Origin of the sequence: Streptomyces sp. NPDC051677 (genome assembly GCF_044453465.1) — a bacterium.
Lineage (GTDB): Bacteria > Actinomycetota > Actinomycetes > Streptomycetales > Streptomycetaceae > Streptomyces.
The window spans coordinates 49,700-62,466 of sequence record NZ_JBITCT010000057.1 but is presented as its reverse complement, the minus strand read 5'-3'; the positions used below and the strand labels follow the sequence as shown (position 1 = coordinate 62,466).

Annotated in this window: 15 protein-coding genes; 4 read left to right on the top strand and 11 right to left on the bottom strand. The window is 71.0% G+C overall.

Annotated elements, in window-relative coordinates:
• Positions 1-370: 370 nt before the first annotated feature.
• The 4 genes from ACIBAF_RS41845 to ACIBAF_RS41830 all read right to left on the bottom strand — a co-directional run bounded on the left by ACIBAF_RS41845 (position 371) and on the right by ACIBAF_RS41830 (position 3,613).
• A complete protein-coding gene (locus ACIBAF_RS41845) occupies positions 371-526 on the bottom strand; it encodes a hypothetical protein (protein ID WP_399470763.1) in 156 nt (51 codons plus the stop codon).
• An 825-nt stretch (positions 527-1,351) separates the two neighbouring features.
• Positions 1,352-1,675, bottom strand: a complete 324-nt coding sequence (locus ACIBAF_RS41840; RefSeq protein WP_399470757.1) for a hypothetical protein — start codon at positions 1,673-1,675, stop codon at positions 1,352-1,354.
• Positions 1,676-1,931: 256 nt separating this feature from the next.
• Positions 1,932-2,759 (bottom strand): helix-turn-helix domain-containing protein, encoded by an 828-nt coding sequence (locus ACIBAF_RS41835; RefSeq protein ID WP_399470755.1) that lies wholly within the window; start codon positions 2,757-2,759, stop codon positions 1,932-1,934.
• The gene (locus ACIBAF_RS41830) at positions 2,756-3,613 is read right to left on the bottom strand and encodes a helix-turn-helix domain-containing protein (protein WP_399470753.1); all 858 of its coding nucleotides are present in this window, start codon (positions 3,611-3,613) and stop codon (positions 2,756-2,758) included. Before ACIBAF_RS41830 ends, ACIBAF_RS41835 begins: the two co-directional genes overlap by 4 nt.
• Before the next feature lie 317 nt (positions 3,614-3,930).
• Here ACIBAF_RS41830 and ACIBAF_RS41825 point away from each other — a divergent pair, with 317 nt between their 5' ends.
• Together ACIBAF_RS41825 and ACIBAF_RS41820 are read left to right on the top strand one after the other, a co-directional pair.
• The gene (locus ACIBAF_RS41825) at positions 3,931-4,377 is read left to right on the top strand and encodes a hypothetical protein (RefSeq protein ID WP_399470751.1); all 447 of its coding nucleotides are present in this window, start codon (positions 3,931-3,933) and stop codon (positions 4,375-4,377) included.
• A gap of 113 nt (positions 4,378-4,490) precedes the next feature.
• Entirely contained in the window at positions 4,491-5,033 is a 543-nt protein-coding gene (locus tag ACIBAF_RS41820; RefSeq protein ID WP_399470749.1) for an MOSC domain-containing protein, read from the top strand.
• 25 nt (positions 5,034-5,058) lie between these two features.
• On the opposite strand, the gene ACIBAF_RS41815 is transcribed toward ACIBAF_RS41820, so the two are convergent.
• Positions 5,059-5,721, bottom strand: coding sequence for an NADPH-dependent F420 reductase (locus ACIBAF_RS41815; protein WP_399470747.1), 663 nt, complete (start codon positions 5,719-5,721; stop codon positions 5,059-5,061).
• An 81-nt stretch (positions 5,722-5,802) separates the two neighbouring features.
• A complete protein-coding gene (locus ACIBAF_RS41810; protein ID WP_399470745.1) occupies positions 5,803-6,846 on the bottom strand; it encodes a zinc-dependent alcohol dehydrogenase family protein in 1,044 nt (347 codons plus the stop codon).
• Positions 6,847-6,948: 102 nt separating this feature from the next.
• Here ACIBAF_RS41810 and ACIBAF_RS41805 point away from each other — a divergent pair, with 102 nt between their 5' ends.
• The gene (locus ACIBAF_RS41805) at positions 6,949-7,905 is read left to right on the top strand and encodes an AraC family transcriptional regulator (protein ID WP_399470742.1); all 957 of its coding nucleotides are present in this window, start codon (positions 6,949-6,951) and stop codon (positions 7,903-7,905) included.
• A 61-nt stretch (positions 7,906-7,966) separates the two neighbouring features.
• On the opposite strand, the gene ACIBAF_RS41800 is transcribed toward ACIBAF_RS41805, so the two are convergent.
• The gene (locus ACIBAF_RS41800; RefSeq protein WP_399470761.1) at positions 7,967-8,179 is read right to left on the bottom strand and encodes an EF-hand domain-containing protein; all 213 of its coding nucleotides are present in this window, start codon (positions 8,177-8,179) and stop codon (positions 7,967-7,969) included.
• Positions 8,180-8,301: 122 nt separating this feature from the next.
• Between ACIBAF_RS41800 and ACIBAF_RS41795 the strand changes: the two genes are divergently transcribed.
• A complete protein-coding gene (locus ACIBAF_RS41795; protein ID WP_399470740.1) occupies positions 8,302-8,958 on the top strand; it encodes a GNAT family N-acetyltransferase in 657 nt (218 codons plus the stop codon).
• Between the two features lie 66 nt (positions 8,959-9,024).
• Here ACIBAF_RS41795 and ACIBAF_RS41790 read toward each other — a convergent pair whose 3' ends face one another.
• From ACIBAF_RS41790 to ACIBAF_RS41775, 4 genes are all read right to left on the bottom strand, one after another.
• A complete protein-coding gene (locus ACIBAF_RS41790) occupies positions 9,025-10,218 on the bottom strand; it encodes a YncE family protein (RefSeq protein WP_399470738.1) in 1,194 nt (397 codons plus the stop codon).
• Positions 10,218-11,039, bottom strand: a complete 822-nt coding sequence (locus tag ACIBAF_RS41785; protein ID WP_399470735.1) for a polysaccharide deacetylase family protein — start codon at positions 11,037-11,039, stop codon at positions 10,218-10,220. Before ACIBAF_RS41785 ends, ACIBAF_RS41790 begins: the two co-directional genes overlap by 1 nt.
• A gap of 119 nt (positions 11,040-11,158) precedes the next feature.
• Complete coding sequence (locus ACIBAF_RS41780; RefSeq protein WP_399470733.1) at positions 11,159-11,662, bottom strand: ATP-binding protein; 504 nt, start codon at positions 11,660-11,662, stop codon at positions 11,159-11,161.
• A gap of 288 nt (positions 11,663-11,950) precedes the next feature.
• Positions 11,951-12,718 carry an enoyl-CoA hydratase/isomerase family protein gene (locus tag ACIBAF_RS41775; protein ID WP_399470731.1) on the bottom strand — a complete coding sequence of 256 codons (768 nt, stop codon included), beginning with the start codon at positions 12,716-12,718 and terminating at the stop codon, positions 11,951-11,953.
• Positions 12,719-12,767 lie beyond the last annotated feature (49 nt).

Sequence of the window (12,767 nt, the reverse complement as noted above, 5' to 3'; positions counted from 1 at the left end):
ACCACCCCCCAGGTCATGCCTTCGACAGGGGGACACAGTCATGCCGGGCCCGGAGGCCAGCGGCCCCGTTGCAGGACCGCGAAGAACATAACGGGTACGCCTCGATGCGTTTACGGATCATCTCGACTGGATCACGAGTGTCTCCGTTGGGCACATGAGCGTATGCCCACACCGGGCGTTTGCGGCCGGATGCCCGTGTCGGGTCGGTGACGGCCGGGTCGACAACCAGCGGGTCGACCACGGGGAATGGGCGTAGGGGAGGTCGGGCTGGAGCAGGCGGACGCCGCGAGAAGGCAGGTCGAATGCCCGAAAGAACGCGGAGGCGGCGGCCATCGGGTGAACTGCCGAGCAGATGTCGTGGACGACGGCGCTATCGAACAGCGACGTCGAGCGCAGACCACCGCCAGGCGTGTCGGCCTGTTCGTGCAGGGCAACACTCGACAAGGCCGATTCGGGACCGTAGTTCGTCCAGGCGCAGAGCACCTATGTCCGTGCCGCCCAAGCGGACCGTACCTGCGTCGGGCACCTGGAAGCGCTCGATGAGCTGGAACAGGGTGGTCTTGCCTGCCCCGGAGGGGCCCACGCCAGCTGAAAATGCAATGCGGACAGCCGGGCAGAATCTCCTTCGAAAACAGGAGAGTTTCTGCACGTAGCCCCCGTGTCATTACGTCACCGCTTCAGCGTGGTGATCATTAATCGCTCCCCGTTGCGCCACTCACTATACGAACTCTTTACCTGCTGAGATCAACCCGGACGCGCGTGACGTACATCACATGACCTGCCGGGAACTTCGGAGTGCTGCACTCCGATTAAGGCGTGAGAAGGTTGCTTGGCTAGAATTTTTCACAGCAGGCCGGCCCTCCTGCAGACCGCCTGATCAGGGAACTCCGGTGACGGTGACCCGAGAAGCGCCCCGCTCATGACTGGCTGAAACCTGCACCATTCCAGAACAGCCCGAAACTGACGACTGAGCGCACTACAGCATGACCACAAGCCACATTGGCGAGAATTGTTCAACCACAAAGAGAGGAGGTGGCGGGGGTTATTGGGGGATCCTCGCTACTCGCGTAGATAACTCGACCTTCGCGCCGTATACCCCGACATACGATGATGTCTCGGGCTGCTGTGTCGATTCCAGACGGCGGTCCGGAGCGGCGCGAGCAATAGTCAAGACCTGTGGTCTGGGTAGCTTGTGTTCCTGGGCTCGCCGCCGGGTTCTTCCGGAGCCTCCGACCAGCACCCTGGAGGCCCGGCAGCGAAAGCCGGTGACCGTGTAGCTGGTGCTCACGACCTCGCACGGCTCCCGCCGCCACGCCCGCGCGGGCGTGGCGGCGGGAGCCGACCAGGTGTGTCAGCAGACCGCGGTTCGGTCGTAACGCCCGCCGTTGGTGTGGAAGTACTTGCTCTGCCTGGGGGGAATGGACTGGCAGGAGGTGTCCCGCCAGTTGTGGACGATGATCCTGACGCGCATCGTGCCGCGACACCCGTTGTACACCCAACCTGACATGCCGCCGTCGGGGTTGTTGGTGACACCACTGCGATCGATGCACGCGGGCGCCGTACCGCCGGCGGCGGCGACGGCAGAGGCGGCCTGTGCCGGAGCCGTGGCGCCCAGGACTCCTGCCAGCACGAGAGCGGCCGAGCCGATGATGGCCTTGCCCTTCGTCGTCAGCATTGTTGTTGCCCTCCCTTGGTGGTGGAGGCGGCGCGGGCCGCCTCCCGTCTGCACATCGAGAGTGCGTGCGGGTGGACGACAGGTGCCAGGGCTCGCCGCAGAGCGAGTGATTCCTGGGACGTTTCACCGGCTGACCTGCTGCGACGGCTCCGCGTGTGAAGCGCGTGCGGGATGTACCGGCTCGCCGAAGTGAGGTGACCGTGCGGTGCGGACGTACCGCGCGTGGGACCCGAAGCCTGTCATTCGGCGGCGGACGTCATCGAGCGCTGAAGCATTCCCGGGCCGAGCTGTGAGCCGGTATGAAGCACAGCCGCAGGTCGGTCCGGGCCGGGTCGCCGATCATCGGGGTGAAGCGGTAGAGAGCCGTTTCCGCAGCGTTTCTGACGACGACTCGACGCGGGCGTGCGCCGGGGGCGGAGACCTCGATGGCGTCCCCGACCCGCGCGTGCCAGATGCGGCCCCAGCCGGCGGCGCACACCTCGCTGTACCGGATCTCGACGCCCGCACCGGTGCCGGTGCGGTGCTGCGGCTCGAGGGAGTCCACCCGGCCGGGCAGCCCGCAGGCCATGGCCTCGGGGTCCTTGCCGTCGCAGCCCTTGCCCTCGCAGCCGGGGGCGGGGTTCAGCACGGGAGACGCCAGGCTCGTCGGCTGCCGCCCGGCGCCCGGGCCCCCCACGGACAGCACCAGCATCGCCGCGGCGGTCACCGCCGCCGCCCCCGCGCCGACGGCGAACGGCCAGCGGCGCCGGCCGGGGGTACCCGTGGCGGCCACGCCGGTCCTCGGGGACTCCTGCGGGCGGAAGCGGGGCGACGGGGCGGAACGGAGGGAGGCGGCGCGCCCGCTCCACTCGGCGTCCGCCAGTTCCCACAGCGCGAGCAGCCGTCCGGCGGGCTCCCCCGCCATCGCGCACAGCGCCTCGACGGCCTGCCGGGGCGCCGGCGCCTTGCCGTTGAGATAGCGCTCCCACGACGACTTGCTGTACGCGGTGCGCTCGGCCAGCGCCACCAGGGTCAGGCCCGTGCGCGCCCTCAGGTGCCGAAGCCCCTCGGCCAGCGCCGCGCACTCCGGTGCCGGGCCGGTCATCCGCGTAGCACCTGCCAGGTGTGCGGGCCGACCACGCCGTCTGCCGGCAGCCCGGCATCCTTCTGCAGACGCATCACGGCCGCGATGGTCTGCTGCCCGTAGATCCCGTCGACGGCGCCCGGCTCCAGCTTGCGGTAGCGCAGCAGACACTGGGCCTCCACCACGTCCCAGCCCGGTCCGGCGAGGAGGGCGGTGCGCGTCGTGCTGTATCCCGCGCTCAGTCCGCCGCCCACCGCGTCGGCCTCGTGGACCCTGCACGGGTAGGTCCTGCCCGGCTTGAAGACATACCGGCCCGGCCCCTCGGAGGGGGTGGGGGCGCTGCCGCTCGGCCGGGAGCCGGGCGTGCCCACCGCGGTCTTCACCTTGCCGTCCTCGCCGTCATCAGCCCTCCAGGGCAGGGCGATCAGCAGGCCGACGCCCATCCCCAGGAGCGCGGCGGCCACGACGGCGACGAGAACAATTGGCCTGCGCACCTCCGGCGGTCGCCGGGCGGCCGTCGAGTCCCCTGCTTCCGGGCCGCCCTCGTCGTCTGCTCGCGGGCCGCCGTCGCCCTCCCGGCCGATCGACGGGGACGGCGCGACAGCCCGCTGCTGCCACGCCCCCTCCGCCACCTCGTGCAGCACCCGCAGCCGGGTCGGCTCGACTCCGGCGACCCGCGCCAGCTCCTCCACCGCGTGCTGTGGTGGCAGCGCTTTGCCGTTGAGGTAGCGCTCCCACGACGAGCGGCTGTATCCGGTCTTGGCCGCGAGCGAAGCCAGGCTCAGCCCGCTGTGGTCCTTCAATCTCCGTAAGTGCACCACGAGTTGCCGGACTCGCTGGTCCAGCGCGTCCGGCAGTTCCTTCCAACGCGCCATGCTCCGCCCCCCATACACATCAGAAATCCCTCGGCGGCCCGCCTCACTGTCGCTCCTTTGGTACACCCGACGCGGACCCCGGAACTCGAACTGCCGCACCACGCCCTTGCTTTCGGCCAGACCCGACAGCGTCGGACATCCCGGCGCCGCCGCATCGCACAGGACGTCCCAGCAGGTCGACGCGGGGGACGTCCCGCAGTGTCCCCACCCTGCGGGCTTCGGTGGCTGCGACCCGGATTGGCCAGCAATCTCTGTAGGGCACAGCAGCCGGGGCCGTCCGTCCCGGCTGACACGACCATCACGACGGAGGAACCACCATGCGCAACACGGCAGTTGTCATGCGGCTCGGTCTGCTCACGGCGACCGCGGCCCTGGGCGTGGGCTCGCTGCCGGGGTCGACGGCCACGGCGGCCCCTGCGTCGGCCCCGGCCTCGGCCCCGGCGGAGCAACAGAACGTCCAGGTGCAGGCCGTCCAGTACATCCCTGGCAAGGACATCACGCTCGGCTCGTGCAAGGGCTGGCTCAACCGCCGGACCACGGACGGCTATGTGCAGGCCCTCGGCCAGTCCTGGGGAGCTCGGTGCTACGTCTGGCTGGAGCGCGCGGACATCCACTTCGCCTGGAAGGAGGTCTCCCACTCCTACGAGATCCAGCAGTCGAAGGCTGCCACGGGGTTCCACTGGAACGGGCGCAACTACGGGTCACGCGTCTGCATTTCCAACCTGGCCCTGGGCGGCACGCAGTGCGGAGCCACCGCCTGGTAGCAGCCGTCGCGCACGAGGGAGTCGGCGAGCCGGCCCGGCACAGACGCCGACGCTCTCCTCTAGGCTCTGACCTGCGGTTCACAGGGAGTCGCAGGGAGAGGGGAGTTCCCGTCATGGGTGGGTCGGTCAGCGCGGTCAGCAGTAACGGGGTGTACTCCTTCACCAAGCCCAATCGCGACAGCGTCACGCTGCTCGCCGGGCTCGGGGTGGAGGGGGACGTGCACTCCGGGGTCACCGTGAAGCACCGGTCGCGGGTGAAGCAGGACCCCACGCAGCCGAATCTGCGGCAGGTCCACCTCATTCACGAGGAGCTGTTCGAGGAGGTGCGGGCGGCCGGGTTCGAGGTGGCCGCCGGGCAGCTGGGCGAGAACGTGACCACGCGCGGGATCGACCTGCACGGCCTGCCGGTCGGGACGCTGCTGCGGCTCGGCGCGGAGGCCGTGCTCGAGGTGACCGGGCTGCGCAACCCCTGTGCGCAGATCGACGACTTCCAGAAGGGCCTGCTGAAGCAGGTCGTCCGCCAGGACGCCGACGGTCGCCCCGAGTTCCGGGCCGGGATCATGAGCATCGTGCTGAGCGGGGGCGTGGTGCGGCCCGGGGACTCGATCACGGTCGAGCTGCCGGACGGGCCGCACCGGCCCCTGGAGCGTGTGTAGCCACTCCCTGCGTGGCATTACGGCATTACGCCCTGAACGTCGCGGGGCGTTCGGGGCTCGCCTCCGCCAGCGCCTTGGTGACCGCCTCGACGCCGGCCTGCAGACCGTAGACGGGGGTGTCGGGCTGCTGGCGCCAGGAGTCGTCGATGCCGCCCGAGTCGACGGTGTCGAAGCCGAGTTCGTCGATGAGGGCACGCACCTTCGCCTTCGCCGCCTCGTCGTCGCCGGCCACCGGGAGCGCGACGCGGTCGGGGTCGCCGGCGGGGCGCGGGCGGTCCAGTATGTCCTGGGCGGCCGTGCCGTTGAAGGCCTTGATCACGCGGTGGCCGATCCGGCGTTCCGTCCAGCGGCTCTCGGTGATGCCCTCGTCCTCGATCTCCGCGATCCGGCCGTCGCGCTGCTGCGGGTAGTAGTTGTTGGTGTCGATGACGGCGACGTCGTCGGCCGCGCCGTCCAGGATGCCGGACGGCAGGCCGGGCACCGCCTTCACCGGGATCGTGATCACCACGACCTCGGCGCCGCGGGCGGCCTCCTGGACGGCGACGGGGGTCGCTCCGGTCTCCTCGGCGAGTTCCGTGAGCGTCTGCGGGCCGCGGGAGTTCGCGACGGAGACGTCGTGGCCGAGGGCGGTGAGACGCCGGGTGAGATTGCCGCCGATGTTGCCCGCGCCGATGATGCCGATCTTCATGACAGGCCTTGCCTTCCGGAATCGATCAGGATCGATGCACATGCATGCTTCTTGATCGCACCAACCCCGGTCGGCGGACGGCTATTCCACCCGCACGACAATCTTTCCCGTGTGCGTGTTCGACTCCATCAGGCGGTGCGCGTCCCGGATGCGGTCCAGGCCGTCGAAGACCTCGGCGACGACCGGGCGCAGGGTGCCGTCGGCGAGGCCGGAGCCGATGTAGTGGGCGGCGCGGCGGCGGCCCTCCGGGTTGCCGGTGACCACGAAGTCGGCGTAGCCGTGCACGGTCAGCGGCCACCGGCGGGGCAGCAGGATGGGCTGCTGGTCCAGCCAGCCGTAGCTGACCAGCGTGCCGTCCGGCACCACCGCCTCACCCAGGGCCGCGAAGCCGGCGCCGCCGATCGCGTCGAAGACGATGTCCACGCCCTGCCCGTCGGTCAGCCGCCGGGTCTCCTTGACCACGTCCTCGTCGTCGCTGACGATGACGTGCTCCGCGCCCAGGTCGTAGAGGCGCCGCCGTTTGGCCTCGGTACGGGTGGTGACGATCGGGACGGCGCCGGCCCGGCGGGCGACCTGGATCGCGGCCGTGCCCGCCCCGCTGGACGCGCCGGTGATCAGGACGCGGTCGCCGGGACCCATCCCGGCCCGTTCGACCAGGGCGCCGTAGGCGGTCGTATAGGTCAGCCAGACGGCGGCCGCGGTGACGGGGTCAGTGCCGGCGGGACGCGCCACGAGCGAGGTCTCGGGCAGCAGGACCCGGTCGCCGTAGACGCCGTGGACACCGAGGTCGAAGTTGCCCGCCGACAGCACCGGGTCGCCGGGCGCGAAGCCGGTCACGCCCTCGCCGACCGCCTCGACCTCGCCGGCCGCCTCGTAGCCGTTGCGGGAGCCGGGCAGGGTGGGCTGGTAGAAGTAGCCGCCCGAGCGGAAGAGGGCCTCGGCCCGGTTGAGCGCCAGCGCCTCGACACGGACGAGCACCTCCCCGGGGCCGGGCGGGGGCAGCTCCACCTCCTCGACGGTGAGGACGTCGGGGCCGCCGATCTCGTGAAAGAGCACTGCACGAGCGGAAGTCGATGAGGAACTCGATACGGATTTCGATGGGGAATTCGATGCGGAAGTTGTCATGCCGTCGACGCTAGGGCGGTGGGGCGAGACGATCCATGTCCATCGGTATCGGTTTCCTGTCCGTACGTCTCGCTCCCCGCTCAAAGGGCCTACGGTGTCGGCATGGACGTACTCAGCGACGCCGTCGCCGCGATGCGCAGCGGGCGGCCGCACTCCTCGCGGCGGGACAAGTTCGCACCCTGGGGAGTCCGGTTCGGGGCCTCGGACGGGGCCGGATTCCATGTGCTGCTGCGCGGGTCGGCATGGCTGATCCCGGCGACGGGCGAGCCGGTGGCACTGGCGGCCGGGGACGTGGTGTTCCTGGCGCACGGGCACGGACACGCGCTCGCCAGCGGGCTCGACGTGACCGTGGAGGACGCGCCGGTGGGCCCCGACGGGCGCTGGCGCAAAGAGCCGCCCCAGCAAGAGGAGTCAGGGACTGCCGACACCGTCATGATGTGCGGCGTCTACCAGTTGGACCGCCGCCGCGCCCACCGTTTCCTGGCGGAGCTGCCGGAGGTGGTGCACCTGCCCGCCCGGGTCGGCACGCACCGTTCACTGCGGGCGGCGGTGGAGCTGCTGGGCATGGAGCTGGACGAGCTCAGGCCCGGTTCGGACGCCATCGTGACCGCGCTCCTGGACACTCTGCTGCTGTACATCCTGCGCGCCTGGTGGCAGCAGGAGCGGGGCGCCGGGCGGGCGGCGGGCTGGGCGGCCGCGCTCGCCGACCCGGCGGTCTCGGCGGCCCTGCGCGCGATCCACGGCGACCCGGCCCGCCCGTGGACCGTGGAGGAACTCGGCGCCGAGGGCGGCCTCTCCCGCGCCGCCTTCGCCCGCCGGTTCGCCGCCCTGGTGGGCGAGCCGCCGCTGACGTATCTGACGTGGTGGCGGATGACGACCGCCGGCCGACTGCTGCGCGCGGACGACGTGCCGATGCGCCAGGTCGCCCAACGCACCGGCTACACCTCGGAGTTCGCCTTCGCCAAGGCGTTCAAGCGGGAGTACGGGGTGGCTCCTGGCCAGTACCGGCGCCGGACCGCCCCGGAGGCGGCGGTCGACCGGGCGGCGGCGCGATCCTGACGCCCGGCATGGCGAAGGGGGGCGCCCACAGCGGCGCCCCCCCTCTCGGCCCGGACTCAGGTCACTTGCTCAGGTACGCCCAGAACTCGTCGAACGAGAGCACCTTGTCCCCGTTGAGGTCGCGGCTCTTGATGATGACCTCGGCGACCGACTCGGTGACGTTCCAGTCGCCCTCCTGGGCCAGGGCGGCCTTGAACTCGGTCGCGGTGATGAAGCCGTCACCGTCCGTGTCGATCCGCTGGAACTGCTTGCGCGCTTCTTCGATGTCGGCCACCGATCCGCCCCTCTTCGTCATGCCTTGCGGTCGTACGTTGCTGTCCTACTGACGCAGGTCAGATTAACGGCCCTGGTGAACGCCCGACGCAGCGACCACCCACAGACCCGAGGAGGACGACCATGGGGCCCTTGCGGGCAATTCTCGACGCGGCCGCACGCGGCGCGTTCCCGCCGCCCGACGGCCGGACGACCGTCGTCCCCCAGCCCTCCCGCCGCGACGCGGGCGTCCTCGCCTTCACCGCGCACTCGGTCGTCTTCACGGACGAGGACCCGGGCTGGGTGTACGGCGCACTGCGCGACGTCGACTCCGATCCCCTGTCGGCGTCCATGAACCCGCGCTTCCTGGCCGCTCTCATGGAGCGCACGGGACGTACGGCCGAGACGATCGACGCGATGCTGGTGGCCGCCCCGCTGCCCGGCGAGCCGCCGCTGCCGCTGCCGCTGCCGCTGCGGGAGATCGAGGACCGCGACCAACCCCGGATCCGCTACGCCCGGCGCCGGCGCGAGGAGGTGCGCGCCTGGTCGACGGACGGCGGGATCCTGGTCATGGGGCGGGGCATCGGCGGCCGGCTGGAGGTGTCGGTCGAGGTCGACGAGACGGGACGGCACCGGCGTCTCGGCCGCCGCCTGGTCACCGCCGCCCGTCACCTGGCCACCGAGCCGGTCTGGGCCCAGATCGCCCCCGGAAACGCCCGCAGCATACGGGCGTTCCAGGCGGCGGGCTACGCACCGGTGGGCGCGGAACTCCTGCTGACGACACCCGAGGACCGGTCCTAGGTTCGTGTCCGCAAAGTGGGAGTCCCCCCTCTGGGGGAGCGTGCCAGGCGGGGCTGCGGACGCGGCCTAGCGGAAGATGCCGGTGTGGCCGAGCGAGTAGCGGCCGGGCTGTGGGTAGACGGCGAGACCGTGCGGTCCCCTGCCGACCTTGATGCGGGCGAGCTGGCGGCCGGTGCCGGTGTCGATGGCGTACACCTCGGAGTCGTAGCGCCCGGACAGCCACAGGACCTTGCCGTCCGCCGAGACGCCTCCCATGTCGGGGCTGCCGCCGTCGGGCAGATGCCATTTCCTGGTGATCTCGTTCCTGGCGAAGTCGAAGACGGAGACGGTGCCCTCGCCGCGGTTGGAGACGTACATCTCGCGGGAGTCGCGGCTGACGTACAGCCCGTGGCAGCCCTTGCCGGTGTACAGGAACCGCGGCTCGCCGAAGGTGTCGCCGTCGATGATCCACATCCCGTCGGCCATCATGTCCGCGATGTAGAACCGCTTGCCGTCGGGTGAGACCTTCACGTCCTGCGGCATGGCGCCCTTGAAGGGCAGTTTCCGCTGTCCGACGACCTTCATCTGCTCGGTGTCGACCTTCAGCAGCTCCCCGCTGAACTCGCAGGACACGATGAAGTACCGCCCGTCGAGGGAGAAGTCGGCGTGGTTGACGCCGTAGCAGCTGACCGGTTCGGTCTTGATCCGCTTCATGGTGTGCGGGTCGCGGAAGACGAGCTCGCGGTCGAGGGAGGCCATGACGACGGCGTACCGGCCGTTGGGCGTGAAGTAGAGGTTGTACGGGTCGTGCACCTCGATCGACCGGCCGGCTTTTCCGGTCTTCGGGTCGATGGGGGTGAGGGTGTGCCCGCGGTTGTTGTTGACCCACAGCGTCTTCATGTCCCAGGACGGCACGACGTGCTGCGGCTGGCGGCCGACGTTAAGGGTGTCGATCACCTCGTAGGTCTTCGGGTCGATGACGGAGACGGTGTCGGACTCGGTGTTGGGGACGTAGACCCGGGACGGGAAGTCCTTGACCGCCGGGGAGAGCTTGTTGGGGCGGTCGGCGGCGTAGACGTCCTTCGGGTCCAGCACGGGCGGCATGCCGGGCAGCCCGTCGACGACCGGTTTGCGCGGCTTCTTCAGCGCCGGGGCGGCCGCCTTGGTGGCCCCGTCCGTGCCGTCCCGGTCGGCGCCGCTCTTGTCGTCGGCGCCGCAGGCGGCGAGGACGGCGAGCGCGGCGCCGGCCAGCAGGGTGCTTTTCACGAGGTTGCGGTGCATCAGCCGATCAGCTCCGTGGTGGTGACCGCGCGCAGTCCGCGGTGGTCGAGTTCGTCCAGGACGGCGGGGAGCGCGGCGACCGTGTCGGCGTACCCGAAGTGCAGGCTCACGACGGACCCGTCCCGGACGGCGTCGAGGACGTTGCGGGCGACGGCGGGGGCGCCGGGCGAGGTGAAGTCGAGGGAGTCGACGTCGTAGGAGAGGACGTGCGGGTAGCCGGCGCGGCGGGCCAGCGCCTCGACGAGCGGAGAGGCGCGGGCGGTGCGGGAGGGGCGGAACCAGGTTCCGATGGATCCGGTGAGTCTGCGCAGCCGCTCGGCGCAGCCGGTGATCTCGGCCGCCGCGTCCGTCTCGGACATGGCGTTGACGTCCAGGTGGCGCTGGGTGTGGTTGCCGAGGTCGTGTCCGCCGTCGAGGATGCGGCGGGCGAGGTCGGGGTGTTCGTCGAGCCAGCTCCCGACGGCCAGTACGGTGACCCGCGCCCCTCGTCGCTCGGCCTCTGCGAGCAGGGCGCGGGCGACGGAGGGTTCCCCCTGCCCGTGGAAGGTGAGGGCGACCCGGGGCCGGTCCCGGGGCCCGTGGGCGATCTGCGCGGGCTGCCCCGGGTAGGCGCGGGGGGCGGGGGCGGGTCTCGGGGAGGCGGGGGTCGCGGAGGCGGGGCCGGGGGAGGCTGGGGTCGCGGAGGCGGGGGCGCGGTGGGCGGCGACGGCGCCGGAGGCGGTCCCGGGGGGCGAACACGCGGCCGCGAACGCACCCCCGGCGACGAGCCCGGCGCCCGCCCACAGCACGGAACGACGGTCGGATGTGGTCACCCGCACCATTTAAGGGGTGAAATGCGGCAATTCCGGCGATTGACGCAACGGCGGCCCGCACAACCAGCCCGTCCGGCGCTTGCGGGCACGGCCGTCGACACGGCCCACGCCACGGCCGTCGCCGCCGCCTACCGGTCGGCGACGCGCAGCTCGAACCACGTCGTCTTCCCCCGCGGCAACAGGTCCACGCCCCACCGATCCGACAGCTTGTCGACGAGGAACAGCCCCCGCCCGCTGACGTCCAGTTCCTGGACCGGCATCAGACAGGGCAGCCCCCGGGAGGGATCGCGGACCTCGACGCGGATCCAGCCGCGCCTGCGCCGCATCCGCAGCCCGAAGGCGCGGGCGCCGGTGTGCCGTACGGCGTTGCCGACGAGTTCGGAGACGAGGAGGACCGCGTCCTCCGTCATCTTGGGGGTCAGCCCCCACTGGCGCAGGACGACGATCTGGGCGAGCCGGCGGGCCGCGGCGGCGGACTCGGGGCGGGACGGCAGTTGGACCTCGCCGTCCGTCGGATTGCCGAACAACTCCAGGGCCTTGAGCGCCCGTTCGTCCTCGACCGCAGGCGACCAGCGCGCCGCGGTCGCACGGCCCTGTCCCCGCGGCTGTTCGATGCCCTCCAGCCCCGCCATGCCCCCATCATGGCCGTCCGGGGCCCCCTCCGGAGGCGTTCCGACGGAATACGCCCCCCGGAACCTACCATTCCGCACGTTTCGACCGGCATATGCCAGAGGCAGCTCGTTCTCTACCAAACCCCCATCAACCTGCGATGACGGCCCATCCGGGGGCAATCGCCAGGCTTCCTCGACAGGACAGACTTAAGGTTGCCTTAAGGTTCCCATAAACCGCCCCATCGAGGGACCCGGATGAGACAGCCCGTCAATTGCAAGTGATTCCGGGCAGGTCGAAGGAGACGTCCCTCACAGGAACTTGGCCTTCCCGGGACCGTCCTCCACGAAGCTGCGCATGCCGATCTCACGGTCGGCGGTGGCGAACAGGCCCGCGAACCAGTTGCGTTCGACCGCCAGGCCCGTCTCGAGGTCCGTGTCCAGACCGGTGTCGATCGACTCCTTCGCCGCGCGCAGCGCGATCGCCGGACCCTGCGCCAGCTTCGCCGCCCAGGCGTGCGCCTCCGTGTACACGTCGGCCGCCGGGACCACCCGGTCCACCAGGCCCAGCGTCAGCGCCTCGTCGGCCTTCACCATCCGGCCCGTGAAGACCAGGTCCTTCGCCTTGGACGGGCCGATCAGCCGGGCCAGGCGCTGGGTGCCGCCGGCGCCGGGGATCAGCCCGAGCAGGATCTCCGGCTGGCCCAGCTTGGCGTTGTCCCCGGCGATGCGGAAGTCCGCGCACAGCGCGAGCTCGCAGCCGCCGCCCAGCGCGTATCCGGTGACGGCCGCCACGACCGGCTTGGGGATGCGGGCGACCGCCGTGAAGGAATCCTGCAGGGCGCGGGCGCGCAGGACCATCGCGGCGTGGTCCATCTGCTGCATCTCCTTGATGTCCGCGCCCGCCGCGAACACCTTCTCGCCGCCGTACACGACGACCGCGCGTACGTCGTCACGGCGGCCCGCCTCCTCGGCGAGCTCCTTGAGCCGGTCCTGGGTGGCGATGTCCAGCGCGTTCATGGGCGGGCGGTCGAGGCGGATCGTGCCGACGCCTTCGGCGACTTCGAGATTCACGGTCATGGCAGCAGGTTAACCACCACTAACGACAACGAGCCCGGTGCCGTGCGTC